Here is a 19,110-nt window from a genome sequence, read left to right as displayed (position 1 = left end):
CGCGGATTCGCCGTGACGCGCGCGTGACGAGTCGGTGACGGCGTGTTTGGCGTACTCGCGGCCAGCGGCAAGAGGGCCGCGGTTCGCAAGTTCGTCAACACGATGAGGAGCACGACCGTGAGCGTTTTCGAGATCTCCGAGTTGGAACTGTCCGCCGAGCTGCTGCCTGCGCGTGAGGCGCTGGGCGGGCTGAACCTGAACGTCGCCGACATCACCGCCGAGAACACCGCCGTGGCCATCAACGGTGGATTCGGCGACGCCGTGGCGACCGCCGAGCAGGACCTCGACGTCGGCCAGCACAGCGGCTGGTGAACCGTTCCCTGCACCGCAGGGGCCCGGTTCTGCACCGTTCGGTGACTCCGGGGCGGTGGTCCCGGAGCACCACCAGCGGCCAGCGGCCGCGACCGATTCCCACTTTGATTCCAGGAGCACATCGTGAACTTCGACATTTCCGCGGAAGCCTCGGCCGAGCTGCTGCCTGCGCGTGAGGCGCTGGGCGGGCTGAACCTGAACGTCGCCGACATCACCGCCGAGAACACCGCAGTGGCCCTCAACGGACCGTTCGGCGACGCCGTGGCGACCGCCGAGCAGGACCTCGACGTCGGCCAGAAGTAATCGAGTTCCCGGCCGCGTGCTGAGCACCGGCGCGCGGCCGGGTCACCACCCACCAGGAGGAGCACATGCACGAATTCGAGCTGGCCGAGCAGTCGGCCGAACTGCTGCCGCAGCGAGAGGCAACCGGCCTCGTCGACGTCACCAACGCCGTGGGCGTCAACGTCGGCGTCGCGGTCAGCATCGGCGGCGACGCCGCGGCGATTCTCGACCAAGGCATCAGCGCGAAGTAGCAGCGAACATCGGACGTGCCGGCCGGCCGGGGACGGGTCTTCCCGTCCCCGGCCGGTTTGCCAAGAGGGGAACCCCATGTCAGAAGCCACCGAGGCCGGGCAGTCCGGGACCGCGTCCGTCCAGCGCCCCGGAACCGATCCCGCGGGTTCCGCGGGCGGTGCCGATCCCACCGACGAGCACGCGGTACCGGTAAGGGCCGAGGGCATTTCGCTGTGCGGGCGGTACGAAGGTGCCGGTTACGCCGAACCGCGCTACCTGCTCTCCCGCGCCGACGGCCAGATGGTCCTGGTGTCCGAACTCCTGTACCGGGTGACCGAGCAGATCGACGGGCACCGGACGCTGCGCCAGATCGCCGATCGGATCACCGCCGACTGCGGCAAGCAGGTGTCCGTTCCCGGCGTCGAGTACCTGATCAACGACAAGTTGCACGAACTCGGCGTGGCCACCCTGGCCGAGCCGGTGGCGAAAGCACCGCGGGCCGACCCGCTGATCGCGCTCGCGATGCGCGGCGTGCTGCTGCCCGCGCGGTTCGTGCGTCCGCTGGCCGCCGTGCTGGCGCCGCTGTTCCAGCCCGCGCTGGTGGTGGCGGTGCTGTGCGCGCTGGTGGTCGTCGACGTCGCGCTGGTGAGTTCGGGCGCGCTGGATCCGGCGTTCCACCGCGCGGTCGGCGATCCGGCTCAGGTGCTGACGGTGATGGCGCTGGTGATCGGTTCCACGTTCTTCCACGAGACCGGGCACGCCGCCGCCTGCCGCTACGGGGGAGCGCGGCCGGGCTCCATCGGCGTCGGGATCCTGCTGGTGATCCCGGCCTTCTACACCAATGTCACGGACGCCTACCGGCTGGACCGAGCGGGCAGGCTGCGCACCGACCTCGGTGGGCTGTACTTCAACGCGATCTTCATCCTGGGCGCCGCGGGGCTCTTCTGGGCCACGCACTTCCCGCCGCTGATGGTGTTCATCGTGCTCAGCCACATACAGATGCTCCAGCAGCTGCTGCCGCTGATCCGGCTGGACGGGTACTACATCCTCGGCGACCTGGTCGGCGTGCCGAACCTGTTCGCGCACGTGCGGCCGTTCCTGCAGCGGCTCGCGGGCAAGCACCGGCTGGCCGGACAGCCCGCCGGCGGGGCACTGCGTCCGCGGGTGCGCATGATCGTGACGGCCTGGGTGATGGTGGTCGTACCGGTGCTGGGCCTGGCCATGGTGTCGCTGCTGGTACGGGTGCCGCGCTACCTGGAGACCGCGTTGACGCGGGGGCGGAGCTTCTGGGACGCGGGAGTCGCCGGTCTCGGACAGGGCCAGACGCTGGCCGGAGTGCTGGCGATCGTCTCGCTGGTGGTGGTGCTGCTGCCGTGGCTCGGCGCGACGGCGTTCCTGCTCCGCACCGGCCGCAAGGTGTTCCTCTGGCACCGCCGCAAGCACCCCAGGCACCAGCCGCGGCATCGTGCGCAACTCGCGCATCGTGGCGCGGCCAAAACGCCCTGACCTGCACAGACATCACGCTGGGTAGTGGTGTAACGGCTTGCCGTCGCGTCCCCGACGGCACCGGTGACGGGTCCCGCCCGCGGGCGCGGCCGGTCTTGCTCGGCAGAAGGGGGAGTCATGAACGAGGGACCTGTGCGTCCGATCCCGCAGCCCTTGCGACTGGATCTGCTCGGCGGATGGTCGCTGCACCGGGACGGTGCCGGGGTGGCGATGTCCAGCAGCGGGCAGCGGCTGCTGGCGTTGCTGGCGCTGCGGGGGCGGACTCAGCGGGACTTCGTCGCGGGGGTGCTGTGGCCGGACAACGACGACCAGAGCGCGCTGGCGAACCTGCGCACCACGCTGTGGCGAGTGCGCAGGCGGGTGCAGGGGGCCATCGAAGGCAGCGGTGCGGAGATCGAGCTCGGCCCGCAGGTGGTGGTGGACGTGCACGAACTGATCACCACGGGGGAGCGGTTGTTGCAGCAGGACGCCGCGGAGCCGATCTCGGACTGGGCCGGGATCGGGCACGCCCTCGCGCGGCACGACCCGCTGCTGCCGGGCTGGTACGAGGACTGGGTGCTGGCCGAGCGGGAGCGGTTGCAGCAGGTCCAGGTGCACGCGCTGGAGATCGCCGCGGAACGGCTCGTGCAGTCCCGCCAGCTGGCGACCGCGCTGGAAGTGGCGCAGGCCGCCACGGTCGTCGAGCCGTTCCGGGAGACCGCGCACTGCGCGGTGGTGCGGGTGCTGCTCAAGCAGTCCAATCCCGCGCAGGCGCTGCGCCACTACCGCCGCTACGCGCAATTGCTGGATCGGGAGCTGGGCATCGAACCGTCGCCGGACCTGCGCGAACTGGTGCGGCCGGTGCTCGGGGACCACGTGCGCGCCTGACCCGGGTGCCACAGGGCACCCGTGGACGACGGGCTCCCCTGGGGATGGGGCCTGCCGTCCGCTGCCGGTCGCGTCCCGGTACTGCCCCGCCGGGGCGCGGCCGGTGGCCGGGGTGGGGGCGCGCCATGAGCCCCCACCCCGGTCCGCTGCTCCGCCGATATCGCGCCACCACCGAGCGGGCCGCGCGGAGCGCGACCCGGCAGGCGGAGCCTGCGGTGCCGATCGGCGCGGAACCACCGATCAGGCGGGCCGGATCCGGCTAGCGGATCCGGCCGGGAACCCCCTCCCGCGGGATGTGACGGCCGGGACCCCGGCGCATTACGCGAATCGCGGAATCAAGCTTGCAGCGAAGTCACCGCGGCTTCCCGCGCGCGAGCCGCGCTCGGCGCGTTCTGCGCCGCGTCCGCCGCGACCTGGTAGGCGGCCAACGGGTGAGCGGCCAGCGCCGAGCCGACGGCGGGCACGGCAGCGGCGGTCATCGAGAGGCTCGTCACTCCCAAGCCGGTGAGCACCCCGGCCAGCAGCGGGTCGGCCGCCGCCTCGCCACACACGCCGACCGGTTTGCCCAGCTTCTGGCCTGCCTGGCCGGCCTGCGCGATCAGCCGCAGCAACGCCGGCTGCCACGGGTCGTTGAGGCTCGCCAGCGCACCGGACATCCGGTCGGCGGCGAACACGTACTGCGCGAGGTCGTTGGTGCCGATGCTGACGAAATCGACCGCGTCCAAGATCTCGTGCGCGGCCAGCGCGGCTGCGGGCACCTCGATCATCACGCCGGCCCGGCCCAGCCCGGCGGCCCGCACCCGTTCGGCGAACCAGGAGGCTTCGTCGGCGGTGGCGACCATCGGGGCCATCACCGCGACCTGCGCGCCGGATTCCTCCGCGGCCGCGACGATCGCTTCCAACTGGCGGTCCAGCACGCCGGGCCGCTCGAAGCAGATCCGCAACCCGCGAACGCCCAGCGCGGGGTTCGGCTCCACGCCCATGTCCAGGAACGACAGCGGCTTGTCCGCGCCCGCGTCCAGGGTCCGCACCACGACCGGCCGTTCCGCGAACGGCGTGAGCACGCCGGCGTAGGCGGCGCGCTGGGTGGGCACGTCGGGTTCGTCGTCGGTGGCGAGGTAGCAGAACTCGGTGCGGAACAGTCCGACGCCTTGCGCTCCGGCCTCCACCGCCAGGTGCGCGTCGGCGACCGAGCCGACGTTGGCGAGGATCGAGACGCTGTGCCCGTCCGAGGTGCCGCCGGTGCCGGTCCAGTTCACCTCGGTCGGCCGCTGCGCGGCCTGGGTGCGCACCGCCTCGGACGAAGTGTCGACGGCACCGGTGTCGCCGTCGACGGTCGCCCCGACCACCGGCGCCGCGGCGAGCACTCCGCGGGCGGCGACGACCGCGGGGATGCCCAGCGAACGCGCCAGGATCGCGGTGTGGCTGGTCGGCCCGCCTTCTTCGGTCACCAGCGCGAGCACCAGCCGCGGATCCAGGTCGGCGGTGTCGGCCGGGGCCAGGTCGCGGGCCAGCAGCACGCTCGGGCGTTCCAGGTCCGGCACGCCCGGCGGGGTCGCGCCGAGCAGTTCGGCGATGATCCGGTCCCGCACGTCGTGGATGTCCCGGACCCGTTCGGCCAGGTAGCCGCCCGCGCTGCGCAGCGCTTCGGCGAAGCCGTTCGCGGCTTCGTGCACGGCACGGGCCGCAGGCAGCGAGTTGCCGGTGACCAGTTGCTCGGCCTGGGACAGCAGCGCCGGGTCGAGCGCCATCGCCGCGGTGGTCTCCAGCAGCGCCTTGGCTTCGCCGCCGACCGCGCCCGCCCGCTCGGACAACCGGTCGGCGACGGCTTCGGCGGCCGGTCGGATGCGTCGCGCCTCGGCGGCGGGATCGGTTGGCGCCGGCGCGGCGGCAGGCTCGGGGAGGGCTTCGGCGACCCTGGCGACGGGGCCGGATGCGCGGCCGGAACTGACTCCGACACCACTGAACGACGACATGGTCTAGACCATACCTTTCTCTTGCGGCCTCTCCTCGATCGTAGGCACCGCTCATCCGATCGGCCCGGATGCGCGCAGGTACGACGGCCACCGCGAGCACCGGCTACGTACCCGCACGGAGCAGCGATTGCGCTGACCGATGAGTAACCGATGAGTAGCCGTACGGATCCCGGCGAACCCCTTCGGCCGACAGAGTGTGCTCATGGCAACACAGCAGACGGCACGGAACATGGTCGCAGGCCCGACTCCGGACCTCGGCAAGCTCGCCGACCCGATCGAACGACTCGCGGGAATCTTCGCCGACCTGGGCGGCGAACTCGGCGAATTCGGAGCGCAGCTCCGCGAGCTCCGTGCGGACGCCGAGAAACCTGGGGAGAAGGCCACTACTGGGGAAGGCAACGACATGACCGGGCAAGACACCCAGCCGGAGCGCACCGGGACGCCACCGGAGCACCCGCCGAAACAACGACAACCCGTCCCGGACAAGCTACCGCCGCCGACAGCAACGGTGGACACCGGACCAGCACCGCTACCAGGTGAACCGGTGGACACCAGCTTCGCCGAACCGACGCAGACCCCGGCCGCTCAGGCGGCCGGGGCTGCCCCGTATCAGGGGGCCGATGCGGAGCGGGGACGAATCGGCGGCGAAGGATCGACCGAGCACCGAGCGCCCGCCGGGGACCAGCTGCCCGCAGCATCCGCTGCCCAAGACGGACCCACCGGCGACCACGTCCTCGCCGACGCACCGGCACGGGCTGACGACCGGGCGTTCTCCGACGAATGGTTGCCCGAAAACCGCGCGCCGTCGCTCGATCCCGTCCCGCAGCGCGCCGGGGTGCTCGACGTGATCGCGAACTGGACCGCTCGCCAAGGCACCCGCGTGCTCGCATGGGCGGGAGCCGCGATCACGCTGCTCGGCGTCGTGCTGCTGATGGTGATGGCGGTGCAGCAGGGCTGGATCGGCCCGCTCGGCCGGGTCGCCGCCGGCGGCGGCCTCGGGCTCGCGCTGCTCGCCAGCGGCGTGTGGGTGCGCCGCCGCTCCGCGCCCGCGGCCGCGTTCTCGCTGGCCGCGACCGGTATCGCCGCGCTTTACCTGGACGTGCTCGCGGCCACCGCGCTCTACCGCTTCCTGCCTGCCCCGGCCGGTCTGGGGGCCGCGCTGGCGCTGTCGGTGGCCGGGCTCTGGCTCGCCGACCGCTGGCGTTCGCAGGCCTTGGCGGTCGGCGTCGTGCTCGGGTGCGCGTTGTGCGCGCCGTTGCTGTGCGCACCGCTGCTGTTCGGGCCGGTGCCGGCTGCTACCGCGCTGCTGACCGGATTCCTGGTCGTGCTCAAGATCGCCGCAACGCCGGTGCAGCTGCGCCGGGGCTGGCGCGGGCTCACGGCCGCCTCCGCCTTCCCCGCGATCCTCGCCGCGCTGATCAGCGACGGACTCGCGCTGAGCGCCCGCGAGCCGTGGACGGCCGCGTGGGCCGCCCTCGCCGTCTCCGTCACCGGCCTCGCGCTCGCCGCCGCCACTGCGCACCGCCGCGGCAAGGACCCGATCGGCATCGCGCTGCTGATCAGCGCCGCCGCACCGACCGCGCTGGTCGCCCCGATGCTGGGACGCTGGCCCGCGTTCGGATTCCTCGCGCTGCTCGGCGCGCTGTACTTCGCGGTGTGGTGCGCCGGCCGAGTCGGTCGACTGCCCGCTGCGTTCGGCGTCGTCGCAGGCGGGGTGAGCGCCATGCTGCTGTTCCAGCTGACGGTGCTGTGCACCGGCGCCTCGGCCCGTTCGGTCAGCGTCCTCGCGGAAGCACTGCTGCTGGCAATGCTGGCATTCCGGCTGCGCGGCAAGGGACTGCTGCTGAGCGCCGCCCTTTTCGGTTCGGCGGGAACCCTGCTGGCGCTGCTGATCGACGTGCCGCCGAGCCTGTTCACCGGCTTCCCCGCTCAGCCGTACTTCGACGACGGCCGCGCGCTGACGCCCGCGATGCTCGGCGGGCTGGCGGCCTTCTTGCTCATAGCCGGCGCCACCACCGCCACTACCTGGGCCGCGGTCCGGATGAACGTGCTACCGCGAACTCCGCAAGCGTTGACGCCCGCAGCCGTCGGACTTCTCTACGGCTGCGGTGGTGCCGTGCTCACCGCGAGCCTCCTGGTGCTGCCGACTACCTCGGGCTTCCTGGCCGGGCACGCGCTGATCACCGTCTCGTGGATGGTGCTGGCTTTCCTGCTGCTGTTGCGCGGCATCGGTTCGGTGCCGCCGCGGGTCGCGGGATTCGCGCTGGTCGGCGTCGCGCTGGCGAAACTGCTGCTGTTCGACCTCGCCGCGCTGTCCGGCCTGGCCCGAGTGCTGGCGTTCCTGGCCGCCGGGCTCATCCTGCTGGCGGGCGGCACCCGGTACGCGCGGCTGATCGGCGGCAGGGAGGCCCGCGCGGGCATCGCGTCGTGACCCCGCACCGACGCGGGTTCCACCCGTTCGGGCGTAGTTGGGAACGAAGATGCATCCTCGCGGGGAGGCTGAACGTCAAACTGGATGAGTTGCTGCTCGCCGGTATCGCGCCACCGACGATCGCAACCCCCAGGTGCCGGTCGCAACGCCCCCCGTGCGGCCGGCCCTGGTTCATCCCGGCCCGTGCGGTTGCGCGACCGGGTCGGCCGCGGCCCGCGCTGCTCAGCCGTTGCGCCGCAGGCCCAGCGCGTTCAGCGTGCCTTGCACCGGACCCGGCTTCTGCTCCGGCAGCAGCTCCGGCGCGTGCTCGCCGAGCGCCGCGACGACCTCGGACGCCGACGGGTTCACCGCCGAGAACTCACCGACCACGACCGTCGGGACCGTCTCGTTGCCGTCCGCGATCGACCGCACGACGGCCCTGGCTTCGTCGTCCTGCCAGATGTCGAGCTCCCGGAAGGCCACCCCCTGCTTGCGCAGGCCCGCCCGCAGCGATGTGCAGAACGGGCAGCCGGGCCTGGTGTAGACGACGAGTTCCCGCGCCGCCGCGTCGTTCGTTCCCGCTGGGTCGTTCGTTCCTGCCGCGTCCATCGAGTACACCTTTCCGCCCCGGAGGCCACCGACCGGCCGTCTTCGGCAGCGCCAACACATGCCGACAAGTCGATATTCCTGATCGGCGTTCGGTGGTGGCGACCGGAACGGAACCGATAACGTGCACCGCAAGTAATTGATCGCCGTCCGATCGGTGAGCTGCGCAGCGGTCGAACCCGCCGCGCGGCACCGGCGGAACACGCCATGGAGTCGGTCAGATGAGCGAGGGCACTCGGCGCGAACGCATCCGTGCTGCCACCGAGATGGAGATCCGCCAGCACGCCCGGACGCTGCTCATCGAACAGGGCCGGGACGCGGTCACGTTGCGCGCGATCGCCCGCGAGCTGGGCATCACCGCACCCGCGCTGTACCGCTACTACGACTCGCGCGAAGACCTGCTGCGCCAACTCGGCGAGGACATCTGCGGCGACCTGGTCGACGAGCTGAGCGAGCGGTTGCGCGAGATCGACCAGCGCGACTTCCACGGGAAACTGCGGTCGGTGTGCCACGGTTTTCGGCGCTGGGCGCTGGCGCATCCCAAGGAGTTCGGGCTGGTTTTCGCCACCCGCGCGGACGAGACCGCGGAACCCGGCGCGGACGGCGCCGGTCCGGAAGGCGCCCGGGACCAGTTCGCCGGGGTCTTCCTGCGGCTCATCGGCCCGCTGATGGCCGAGAGCACGCACGTGGTGGACCGCGAGTCGGCGCCGGCGAGCCTGCAATCGGAACTGTCCCCGAACCAGCTCGCGCTGGCCGAGGCGTTCTCGCAGCACGGGATCGACCTGCCCGCGGAAGCGCAGGACACCGACGCGGTCTACTTCCTGCTGCGCTGGTGGGTCCGGATCTACGGGCACGTGGCGCTGGAGGTGTTCGGGCGGTTCCCGTTCACGTTGGCGCACTCCGACCGGCTCTACGAGTCGCTGCTCGACGAGCTGGCCCACGAGCTCGGGCTGACCACCGGATGACACGTGCGGCCAGGGCCCCTCGGCGAACCGGGAGCCCTGGCCGCACGCCGATCGGGCCGCGATGCTCGCTGCGCCCGTGCAGCGGAGTCGCGGTCCGGGGGGATCAGTAGCCGAAGTCCTGCGTCCAGTTCCAGCCGCTGGTCTCGACTCCGACGCCGATCTTGTTCAGCTTGCAGTTCAGGATGTTCTTCTTGTGCCCTGGCGATTTCATCCAGGCGTTCATCACCTGCTCGGGGCTGCTCTGGCCGGCGGCGATGTTCTCCGCGCCCGGGGACGGGTAGCCCGCGTTCTTGATCCGCTTGTCGAACGACACGCCTTCCGGGGTGTCGTGCGAGAAGTAGTTCCGGTTGGCCATGTCGGAGCTGTGCCCGTTGGCCGCTTGGGTGAGCCGCTTGTCGACCTTCACCGGTCCGCAGCCGGCACCGGCGCGCTGCTGGTTGACGAGTTCGACGACGCGGTTCTGCTGCCCGGCGTCGGCGGCGAGCGCCTGCGCGGGCATGGCGGCGCCCGCACCGAGCGCCGCGGCTACGAGTCCGGATGCGATTACAGTGCGTTTAAAATTGGTCCGTGCCATGCGGCGAGAAACTACCCATTCGCATGAAGCAGTTTCCGCCATGTGTGCATATCGGCACAGATCAAGCGACGGTGAGCATTCGGTCCATATCGTTTCGAATTCGTCGATCTTCCATTATTCCTGCACAGCGTCATATCGGAAAGATCTGGTTCCGTAAAAACAGGCGATTTCGCACGCCCTTCCGAACAATTCCCGATCAGTTCGGGTTCGCGACAAAAAGCGCGGCCCGCCCGTCGGCAGATCGCCACGAGCGGGCCGCCCGGCAGAATGCGGATCAGACGTCTCGGCGGTCGTGCTCCCGCTGGACCTCCTGGCGCTGCTGCTCCGCACCGTTCGCGATCGGCGCGGTGAGCCACTGGCGCGGCAGGCCGAACGCCGCCACCAAGTCCACCGCGTGCGGGCGCAACGCCTGGCACAACCCGTTCACCGCCTCGGTCACGGCCTTCGCCCGCCGCGGGGTGATCCGCTCGTGCTCCAGGAACCAGCCCCGGTCCTCCTCGACCGTGGACAGCACGTACAGATCGCACAGGCGCTCCAGCACCAGCGCGGTGTCCGGATCCTGGCAGCGCTCGACACCGGCGACGAACGCCTCGAGCACGACCCGGTCGATGTGCACCCGCGCCGCGCGCAGCACGTGGTCCTGCGCGTCGTTGAACACCTCGAACGGGTCCGCGGAACCGCCGGTGGCGCGCCGCAGGCGGCGGGCGAGGCCGTCGAGCACGTGCCGCTCGCGGTCGTCGAACAGCTTCACCTGCCAGCCGCGCTCGAACACCGCCTCCTCGTCGTCCGGCACCGCGGCGTCGACCAGGCGCTGCACCAGCGACTTCGCCGCCGTGCGTTCGATCACCGCGCCCACGAACTGGTCGGCGACGAACCTGGCCATCCCCATCGTGCCGAGCTCGTCGAACTGGCCCTTGTAGTTCGTCAGCAGGCCCTTGGCGACCAGCTGCAGCAGCACCGTGTTGTCGCCCTCGAAGGTCGTGAACACGTCGGTGTCCGCCTTGAGCTGCGGCAACTGGTTCTCCGCGAGGTAGCCGGCGCCGCCGCACGCCTCGCGCGCGATCTGGATGGTCCGGGTGGCGTGCCAGGTGGTGACGGCTTTGATCCCCGCGGTGCGCGACTCCAGTTCCCGCTGTGCGCGTTCGTCCCCGGAGCCCTGCACCTCGTGCAGCGTCGATACCAGCTGTTCCTGCGCGAAGTGCAGCGCGAACGTCTTCGCCAGCGCGGGCAGCAGCTTGCGCTGGTGCCCGAGGTAGTCCAGCACGACGGTTTCCTCGTCGGTGCCGGGCCGGTCGAACTGCCTGCGCGCCGAGCCGTAGCGCAGCGCGATCTCCAGGGCCAGCTTCGTGGCGCTGCCCGCCGTGCCCGCCACCGAGATCCGGCCGCGGATCAGCGTGCCCAGCATGGTGAAGAACCGCTTGCCGGTGCTGTCGATCGGACTGCTGTAGGTGCCGTCCGCGGCCACGTCGCCGTAGCGGTTGAGCAGCGCTTCGCGCGGGACTCGCACGTTGTCGAAGGTGATGCGCCCGTTGTCCACGCCGTTGAGCCCGGCCTTGCGGCCGCAGTCCTCGATGTGCACGCCGGGCAGGACCGCACCCGCGGAGTCGCGGATCGGAACCATGAACGCGTGCACGCCGTGCCCCTGGCCGCCGGTGAACAGCTGGGCGAACACCACCGCCATCCGGCCGTCGCGGGCGGCGTTGCCGATGTACTCCTTGCGCGCCGACTCGTGCGGGGTGTGCACGACGAACTCTTCGGTCGCCGGGTCGTAGGCGGCGGTGCTGCGCAGGCGCTGCACGTCCGAGCCGTGCCCGGTCTCGGTCATCGCGAAGCAACCCGGCAGGTCCAGGTTGATGATCGACGGCAGGTAGCGCTCGTGGTGCCGTTCGGTGCCCAGCGCCTGCACCGCACCGCCGAACAGGCCCCACTGGACCCCGGACTTGACCATCAGCGAGAGGTTCCCGGCCAGCATCTCCAGGGACACCACCGAACCGCCGGTGTCGCCCTGCCCGCCTTGCGCGACCGGGAAGCCGATCTCCGGGATGCCGCTTTTGACCAGCAGGTGCAGCTGCTCCAGGGTCAGCGCGCGGTGCGCCTCGGTGTCCAGGTGATCGCCGGGTGGCAGCTCGGTGCCCTCCAGCGCGCTGCGGACCTGCGCGCGGACGTCAGCCCAGCGCCCGTCCAGCAGAGCCGCCAGCTCACCCGCGTCGAATCCGGCCGGTGTCCTCGGGATATCCATGCCAGCCTCCGCACTTGGAGTTCCGTCGCCGCCGAGCGTAGTTACTCGTGAGTAACCAGCGCTACGTGACCTGCCTCGCCACCTCGGCCTACCCGTTCCGGAACCGGTTCGACGCGAAAACGGCCCGCTCGCGCGGAGCGGGCCGTTCGCCGCAGGGCGGCTCAGGCCACCACGTTGACCAGCTTGCCGGGCACGACGATGACCTTGCGCGGCTCGTTGCCCTCCAGCGCGGCCACCACCTTCTCGTCCGCCAGCGCCGCCGCACGCACCTCGTCCTGCTCGGCCGATGCGGGCACGACCACCCGGGAGCGCACCTTGCCGTTGATCTGGATCGGGTACTCCGCGGTGTCCTCGACCAGGTACTCGGGATCCGCCACCGGGAACGGGCCGTGCGCCAGGCTGGTGTCGTGGCCCAGCCGCGCCCACAGCTCCTCGGCCAGGTGCGGGGTCAGCGGGGCGACCATCAGCACCAGCGGCTCGACGACCTGCCGCGGCGTGCGCTGCTGCGCCGAGTAGGTCTTGGTGACGCGGTTGTTCAGCTCGATCAGCTTCGCCACCGCGGTGTTGAACCGCAGCGCGTCCAAGTCCTCCCGGACACCCGCGATGGTCTTGTGCAGCGCACGCAGCATCTCTTCGTCCGGGCGCTCGTCGGCGACCCGCAGCTGCCCGGTGTGCTCGTCGATGACGTTGCGCCACAGCCGCTGCAGGAACCGTTGCGAGCCGACGACGTCCTTGGTCGCCCACGGACGCGAGGTGTCCAGCGGGCCCATCGCCATCTCGTAGAGCCGCAGCGTGTCCGCGCCGTAGCTGTCGGCCATGTCGTCCGGGGACACGGAGTTCTTCAGGCTCTTGCCCATCTTCCCGTACTCGCGGCGGACCGGTTCGCCGTGGAAGAAGTACTCGCCGCCGCTTTCCTCGACCTCCTCGGCGGGCACGTACACGCCGCGCGAGTCGGTGAAGGCGAACGCCTGGATGTAGCCCTGGTTGTACAGCCGCCGGTACGGCTCCTCCGAGCTCACGTAGCCCAGGTCGTACAGCACCTTGTGCCAGAACCGGGAGTACAGCAGGTGCAGCACCGCGTGCTCCACGCCGCCGACGTACAGGTCCAGCCCGCCCGGGTCGCTCGCGCCGTGCTGCTGCGGGCGCGGGCCCATCCAGTACCGCTCGTTGACCGGGTCGACGAACGCCTCGTCGTTGACCGGGTCGATGTAGCGCAGCTGGTACCAGCAGGAACCGGCCCACTGCGGCATCACGTTGGTGTCCCGGCTGTAGTGCTTGAGCCCGTCGCCCAGGTCCAGCTCGACCTCGGCCCAGTCGGTGGCCTTGGCCAGCGGCGGCTCCGGGCGGCTGTCGGCGTCCTCCGGGTCGAAGGTGCGCGGCGAGTAGTCCGCGACCTCCGGCAGCACCACCGGCAGTTCGCCGTCCGGCACGCCCAGCGGCACGCCGTCTTCGTCGTAGACGATCGGGAACGGCTCGCCCCAGTAGCGCTGCCGCGCGAACAGCCAGTCGCGCAGCTTGTACTCCACGGTCCCCGCGCCGTGCCCGCGCTGCTCGAGCCACTCGGTGACGGTGCTCTTGGCGTCCTCCAGGCCCAGCCCGTTCAGGTCCAGACCGGCTTGCGGATTCGCGGAGTTGATCCGCGGCCCGTCACCGGTGTAGGCGCCGCCCGGGTGCTCGGCGGAGGGCTGCACGGTGCGCACCACCGGCAGCTCGAAGACGTGCGCGAAGTCCCAGTCGCGGAGGTCCTCACCGGGCACCGCCATGATCGCGCCGGTGCCGTAGCCCATCAGCACGTAGTCCGCCACGAACACCGGGATCTGGGCGCCGTTGACCGGGTTCGTCGCCCACGCACCGGTGAACACGCCGGTCTTGTCCTTGTTCTCCTGGCGGTCCAGGTCGGACTTCATCGAAGCGGTGCGCCGGTAGTCGGCGACCGCTTCGGCGGGCGTCGCCGCGCCGCCGGTCCACACCTCGTGGGTGCCCTCGGGCCACTCGGTGGTGGTCAGCTCGTCGACCAGCGGGTGCTCCGGGGCCAGCACCAGGTAGGTCACGCCGAACAACGTGTCCGGGCGGGTGGTGAACACCTGCACCTCGCCCGCGGAACCGTCCAGCCGGAAGGTCACGTTCGCGCCGTGCGAGCGGCCGATCCAGTTCCGCTGCATGCTCTTGACCTTGTCCGGCCAGTCCAGCCGGTCCAGGTCGTCGACCAGGCGGTCGGCGTAAGCGGTGATCCGCATCATCCACTGCTTCAGATTGCGGCGGAACACCGGGAAGTTGCCGCGCTCGGTCAGGCCGTCCGCGGTGACCTCCTCGTTCGCCACGACGGTGCCCAGACCGGGCGCCCAGTTCACCGGGGCCTCGGACAGGTAGGCCAGCCGGTAGGTGTCGATCAGCCGGCGCTGCTCGGTGCGGGACAGCTCGGTCCACGCCCTGCCGTCCGGGGTGGCGCGCTCACCGGCGGCGAACTGCTCCTCCAGCTCGGCGATCGGCCGCGCCCGGCCGCGGCCGCCGTCGGCGGCGGTGTCGTACCAGGCGTTGAAGATCTGCAGGAAGATCCACTGCGTCCACTTGTAGAACTCGATGTCGGTGGTGGCGATCCGCCTGCGCTCGTCGTGGCCCAGCCCCAGCCTGCGGATCTGGTTGAGGTACCGCTCGATGTTCTGCTCGGTCGTGGTGCGCGGGTGCGTGCCGGTCTGCGCCGCGTACTGCTCGGCGGGCAGCCCGAAGGCGTCGAAACCCATCGTGTGCAGCACGTTGCGGCCCAGCATCCGGTGGAAGCGGGCGTAGACGTCGGTGCCGATGAAGCCCAGCGGATGTCCGACGTGCAGCCCGGAGCCCGACGGGTACGGGAACATGTCCTGGATGAACAGCTTCTCGGCGGATTCCGGGTCGCCGCCTGCCGGGTCGTCGGCCGATTCGGCGCGCAGCTTGCCGACCGGGTTCGGGGCGTGGAAGGTGCCGAGCTCCTCCCAGCGCCGCTGCCAGCGCTGTTCGACCTCGGCCGCGATCTCCGCCGTGTAGCGGAACCGGGGCGCCTCCTCACTCCCGTTCGGGCCCCCCGTCGCCGGGCCTCCCGTCACCGGGGTCTCCGTCGGCTCGCCCGTCACGCCTGCTGCCTGGCCGCTCATCGCCTGTGCTTCCTTCCCTGCTCATCACGCGGATCGCACACCCCTAGTGTGCCGCCCGCCGCCAACGCGTTTCCCGCAGGCCCGCCCGGGGCGCCGGCGGGCGGGCTGATCGTCGGCGACGACCCGGCCTCACCGCACGGCGAGCGCGATCAGCTGGGTCGTCTGGGCTGGGGAGAAATTGTTGTCGCTGACCAGGGCCAGGGTGTGTTCGCCGGTGGGCAGGCGCGGTCCCCAGGCGATCCCTTCGACGTTGTCCACGGTGCTGAGCCCGAGGCCGGAGAGGTCCGCGAGCAGCCGCTTGCGCATCGGCGCGACCTCGGTGCCGCGCAAGGAGCCGAGGTGCCGCACGTCGGTCGCTCCGCGCGGATCCGCCTCGTAGACGCGGACCGAGTTGCCCGCGCCCGGCACGTAGGCGCGCTCCAGCACCAGCAATCGGGACGGGTCGCGCTCGTCGGCGAGGATCGACGCGATCCCGTTGTCACCGCCGCCCCGGGCGAAGACCGGGTCGACGGGGTAGGCGTGCTGCGCCGACACCCGGCCTGCCCGGTCCTGCACGGTGACCCGGCTGAGCGCGCCGCGTTCCGGATCCGGTGGTTCGCCGTCCTGCAGCAGCGTCGACTCCACCGCGCTGATCAGCAGCGATCCGCCGGCGGCGAAGGTCAGCGACTCCAGCGACTCGTTGTCCCGCGGACCGCTGCCGGGGCGCATCGCCAGGTTCGGCGGCAGCGGGAGCTCGCCGCGGAACCCGCCGTCGGGCGCCGCCGAACGGATCGACGGGTCGGCCGGCCGGTCGCGATCACCTTCGGCGGTCCACCGCAGCTCGTGCGACCGCGGATCGAAGCGGACCTCCTCCGGATCGACCGCGTCCTCCGGATACGGCTTCCCGTCCGGACGCAGCAGCGGATGCGTGCCGGTGAGCCGCCAGTCGCCGAGCCCGTCCGCCCGCACGTCGATCTGCGCGGTGTAGGTGCGGGAAGGCTGGTGCTGCGAGCGATCATCGCTGATGAACACCCACTGCCCGGAACGGGCGTCGTAGTCCAGCCCGGACAATCCGCCCACGGTGGTGTTCTGGAACGTCGTGCCCCAAGGCAACGTCCGCTCGCCGAGCACGCGCACGCCCTCCGGCGGGGTCGTCGGCTGCGCGCAGGCGGAGGAGAGCAGCCCGGCAGCGAGGGCGACGGCAATCCGGGCTGCGGGCGAGCGTGCTGCGATCATGTGACCCAGTGAACCCCAGCCGGGTAGCGCGCGGATGACCCGCGAGCGGCCGCCGTACGCTGGGCCGGTGATAGCTGTGCAGGTGATCTTGTCCGCGCTGCTCGTGGTGCTCGGGGCGGCGCTGTTGTTCATCGGCTGGCGCGGGCTGCGCAGCCAGCTCCCGCCGAACCGCTACGTCGGGGTTCGCACGCCGGCGACGCTGCGCAGCGAGGAAGCCTTCGAGCTCGGCAACCGGGCGGCGGCGCCCGCGATGCTGGCAGGCGGCGCGATCGCCGTGCTCGCCGGAGTTTCGGAGCCGCTGCTGGGCACGATGTTCAGCGCCGTGCTGGTCGCCGTGCTGGGCATCGCGGGCGCGTTCGCGCTCATGGTGATCGGCGGAGTGTTCGGCGACCGGGCCGCGGAAGCCCTGCCCGAACCGGTCGCGGCCGGCGGCTGCACCGGCTGCCCCGGTGGCTGTTGCGGCTGAGCGGGGTCAGTTCAGCTTCACATCGCCAGGGTGCGTGGCCAGGAACGACACCGGAGTGCGCTGCCGCCGCAGCACCCGGCCCCACAAGTCCGCGCCGGGTGCGGCGATGACGTCGTCCGGCAGCGCGGGCACCACGAGCCAGTCACCGCGTTCGATCTCACCGGCGAGCTGGCGCGCCTCCCACCCCGCGTAGCCGGCGAAGAACCGCAGCCCGCGGGTGCGCGGGACCAGCTGCTCCGGATCTCCGTCGAGGTCGACCAGGCCGACCGGGCCGCGCACGCCGACCACGCCGCCGAGAGTTCCGACGTCCTCGCCGGTGCGCAGGGCGGCCAGGCAGATCGCCGTGCGCTGTTCCACCGGTCCGCCGACGAACAGCGACTGCGGTTCGCTGGCGTGCGGTGCCCAATGCGGCAGCACGTCGCTGATCGCCACCTCGCTGGGCCGGTTCAGGATGACGCCGAGGGTGCCTTCGCCGCGGTGGTGGATCACGTACACCACCGAGCGGCGGAAGTTCTCATCGAGTAGCTGCGGAGCAGCCACCAGCAGCGTCCCCGGCTCCACCTCCGCGTCAGATTCCACCTCCGCATGATCGCAGAGGTGGCCGGTTCGCGGCGCGTCCGTCTCCCGACGAATGCGGTTGGCCGCAGTCGATGGTCAGCCTTCGCTGCTGATTGTTCACCGAAACGCCTGAGTATTTGCACTTCAGTAATATTATGAAGCTTTGACCTGCGATGATCAGAGCAGGGAAACTGGGGGAGAAGCCGGAACCCGTACAGCGCGAGACCGCGCACCGACGGATCAGCTCTCGCCGGGAACCTCGATGCCCTGGTCGGCCGCCCACCGGTACAGCTCGGCGACGGCCTCCGCGCGATCCACCGGACCGCGGTCGAGCCGGACGTCCTTCAGGTGCTTCCACGCCTTGCCGACGATCGGGCCCGGCGGGACGCCGAGCAGCCGCATGATCTCGTTGCCGTCCAGGTCCGGCCGGACCTTCGCCAGGTCCTCCTCGGCGGCGATCCGGGCGATCCGCTCCTCGAGGTCGTCGTAGGAGCGCTGCAGCGCGTTGGCCTTGCGCCGGTTGCGGGTGGTGCAGTCCGCGCGCACCAGCTTGTGCAGCCGCGGCAGCAAGTGCCCGGCGTCGGTGACGTAGCGGCGCACCGCGGAGTCCGTCCAGTTCCCCTCGCCGTAACCGTGGAACCGCAGGTGCAGGTACACCAGGTCGGACACGTCGTGCACGATCTCCTTGGAGTAGCGCAGCGCGCGCAGCCGCTTGCGCGTCATCTTCGCGCCGACCACCTCGTGGTGGTGGAAGCTCACCCCGCCGCCCGGCTCGAACCGCCGCGTGTCCGGCTTGCCGATGTCGTGCAGCAGCGCCGCCAGCCGCAGCACCAGGTCCGGCTCGCCGTCCGGGTCGGCGGCCCGCTCCAGGTCGATCGCCTGCTGCAGGACCACCAGCGAGTGCTCGTAGACGTCCTTGTGCTGGTGGTGCTCGTCGATCTCCAGCCGCATCGCGGGCACCTCGGGCAGGACGTGCTCGGCCAGCCCGGTGTGCACCAGCAGCTGCACGCCCTCGCGCGGGTACCGGCCGCACAGCAGCTTCGACAGCTCCGCCTGCACCCGCTCCGGAGTGATCCGGGCGATCTGCTCCGCCATGCCGCGCATCGCCTCGACCACCCGCGGCGCGGGCTCGAAACCGAGCTGGGCTGCGAACCGCGCGGCCCGCAGCATCCGCAGCGGGTCGTCGGCGAACGACTCCTGCGGAGTCGCAGGCGTGTCCAACCGGCGCCGCGCCACGTCCTCCAGACCGCCGTGCAGGTCGACGAACTCGCGCGAACCCAGCTCGATCGCCATGGCGTTCACGGTGAAGTCGCGGCGCAGCACGTCGCCCTCGATGGAGTCGCCGAAGTCGACCTGCGGGTTCCGGCTCACCCGGTCGTAGCTGTCCGCGCGGAACGTGGTGATCTCCACGGTGGTGCCGCGCTTGTAGGCGCCGAGGGTGCCGAAGTCGATCCCGGTGTCCCAGACGGTCTCCGCCCAGCCGTCCAACAGCTCGCGGACCCGGTCCGGGCGTGCCTCGGTGGTGAAGTCCAGGTCGGCGCCCAGCCGCCCGAGCAACGCGTCGCGCACGCTGCCGCCCACCAGGTACAGGCGGTGGCCCGCGGCGGCGAACCGGTCGGCCAGTTCCTGCGCGACCGGGGCCACCTTCACGAGCTCGACCACGGCGTTGCGTTGCGCCTCCCGCTCACGGGAACGCAGGTCGGTCTCGTCGGAGGCGTCACGGGTCGAAGGGGCCACGACACGAGGGTATCGGCTGCTCAACCGGTGATCAGCAG

Annotated in this window: 16 protein-coding genes; 8 read left to right on the top strand and 8 right to left on the bottom strand. The window is 71.3% G+C overall.

All coding sequences use genetic code 11. The annotated features are described in order from the left end of the window. Positions 1-117: 117 nt before the first annotated feature. The 5 genes from V1457_RS07840 to V1457_RS07820 all read left to right on the top strand — a co-directional run bounded on the left by V1457_RS07840 (position 118) and on the right by V1457_RS07820 (position 3,198). On the top strand, positions 118-312 hold the full coding sequence (locus V1457_RS07840) for a hypothetical protein (RefSeq protein ID WP_200068003.1): 195 nt from the start codon (positions 118-120) through the stop codon (positions 310-312). 123 nt (positions 313-435) lie between these two features. Further along, on the top strand, positions 436-615 hold the full coding sequence (locus V1457_RS07835) for a hypothetical protein (protein WP_295138631.1): 180 nt from the start codon (positions 436-438) through the stop codon (positions 613-615). A 65-nt stretch (positions 616-680) separates the two neighbouring features. Beyond that, positions 681-845 carry a hypothetical protein gene (locus tag V1457_RS07830; RefSeq protein ID WP_338601928.1) on the top strand — a complete coding sequence of 55 codons (165 nt, stop codon included), beginning with the start codon at positions 681-683 and terminating at the stop codon, positions 843-845. Positions 846-921: 76 nt separating this feature from the next. Then, on the top strand, positions 922-2,331 hold the full coding sequence (locus V1457_RS07825; RefSeq protein ID WP_338601925.1) for a hypothetical protein: 1,410 nt from the start codon (positions 922-924) through the stop codon (positions 2,329-2,331). 117 nt (positions 2,332-2,448) lie between these two features. Next, complete coding sequence (locus V1457_RS07820) at positions 2,449-3,198, top strand: BTAD domain-containing putative transcriptional regulator (protein WP_200068006.1); 750 nt, start codon at positions 2,449-2,451, stop codon at positions 3,196-3,198. A 335-nt stretch (positions 3,199-3,533) separates the two neighbouring features. Here the strand turns inward: V1457_RS07820 and ptsP are convergent, their stop codons facing one another. Further along, positions 3,534-5,174, bottom strand: a complete 1,641-nt coding sequence (ptsP, locus tag V1457_RS07815) for a phosphoenolpyruvate--protein phosphotransferase (RefSeq protein ID WP_338601919.1) — start codon at positions 5,172-5,174, stop codon at positions 3,534-3,536. A gap of 202 nt (positions 5,175-5,376) precedes the next feature. Here ptsP and V1457_RS07810 point away from each other — a divergent pair, with 202 nt between their 5' ends. Further along, positions 5,377-7,605 carry a DUF2339 domain-containing protein gene (locus tag V1457_RS07810; protein ID WP_338601916.1) on the top strand — a complete coding sequence of 743 codons (2,229 nt, stop codon included), beginning with the start codon at positions 5,377-5,379 and terminating at the stop codon, positions 7,603-7,605. Positions 7,606-7,827: 222 nt separating this feature from the next. On the opposite strand, the gene V1457_RS07805 is transcribed toward V1457_RS07810, so the two are convergent. Next, a complete protein-coding gene (locus tag V1457_RS07805; RefSeq protein WP_200068009.1) occupies positions 7,828-8,193 on the bottom strand; it encodes a glutaredoxin domain-containing protein in 366 nt (121 codons plus the stop codon). A gap of 218 nt (positions 8,194-8,411) precedes the next feature. Here V1457_RS07805 and V1457_RS07800 point away from each other — a divergent pair, with 218 nt between their 5' ends. After that, on the top strand, positions 8,412-9,155 hold the full coding sequence (locus V1457_RS07800; protein ID WP_200068010.1) for a TetR/AcrR family transcriptional regulator: 744 nt from the start codon (positions 8,412-8,414) through the stop codon (positions 9,153-9,155). 103 nt (positions 9,156-9,258) lie between these two features. Here V1457_RS07800 and V1457_RS07795 read toward each other — a convergent pair whose 3' ends face one another. The 4 genes from V1457_RS07795 to V1457_RS07780 all read right to left on the bottom strand — a co-directional run bounded on the left by V1457_RS07795 (position 9,259) and on the right by V1457_RS07780 (position 16,311). Then, the gene (locus V1457_RS07795) at positions 9,259-9,654 is read right to left on the bottom strand and encodes a CAP domain-containing protein (protein ID WP_338601909.1); all 396 of its coding nucleotides are present in this window, start codon (positions 9,652-9,654) and stop codon (positions 9,259-9,261) included. Between the two features lie 349 nt (positions 9,655-10,003). Beyond that, entirely contained in the window at positions 10,004-11,968 is a 1,965-nt protein-coding gene (locus tag V1457_RS07790) for an acyl-CoA dehydrogenase (protein ID WP_338601906.1), read from the bottom strand. Positions 11,969-12,129: 161 nt separating this feature from the next. Beyond that, positions 12,130-15,096: a leucine--tRNA ligase gene (gene leuS, locus V1457_RS07785; protein WP_338601903.1), complete on the bottom strand. Its 2,967-nt coding sequence runs from the start codon at positions 15,094-15,096 to the stop codon at positions 12,130-12,132. Positions 15,097-15,225: 129 nt separating this feature from the next. Next, on the bottom strand, positions 15,226-16,311 hold the full coding sequence (locus V1457_RS07780) for an esterase-like activity of phytase family protein (RefSeq protein ID WP_338601900.1): 1,086 nt from the start codon (positions 16,309-16,311) through the stop codon (positions 15,226-15,228). 67 nt (positions 16,312-16,378) lie between these two features. Here V1457_RS07780 and V1457_RS07775 point away from each other — a divergent pair, with 67 nt between their 5' ends. Next, positions 16,379-16,777 (top strand): SdpI family protein, encoded by a 399-nt coding sequence (locus tag V1457_RS07775; protein ID WP_307849826.1) that lies wholly within the window; start codon positions 16,379-16,381, stop codon positions 16,775-16,777. Between the two features lie 6 nt (positions 16,778-16,783). Here V1457_RS07775 and V1457_RS07770 read toward each other — a convergent pair whose 3' ends face one another. After that, a complete protein-coding gene (locus V1457_RS07770) occupies positions 16,784-17,356 on the bottom strand; it encodes a YqgE/AlgH family protein (protein ID WP_200068016.1) in 573 nt (190 codons plus the stop codon). A 219-nt stretch (positions 17,357-17,575) separates the two neighbouring features. Next, positions 17,576-19,072 carry a CCA tRNA nucleotidyltransferase gene (locus V1457_RS07765; protein ID WP_338601894.1) on the bottom strand — a complete coding sequence of 499 codons (1,497 nt, stop codon included), beginning with the start codon at positions 19,070-19,072 and terminating at the stop codon, positions 17,576-17,578. Positions 19,073-19,110 lie beyond the last annotated feature (38 nt).

Source organism: Saccharopolyspora sp. SCSIO 74807, from assembly GCF_037023755.1.
GTDB lineage: Bacteria > Actinomycetota > Actinomycetes > Mycobacteriales > Pseudonocardiaceae > Saccharopolyspora_C > Saccharopolyspora_C galaxeae.
Note: the sequence above shows the minus strand (reverse complement) of the source record. Positions and strands in the feature narration are given on the sequence as shown.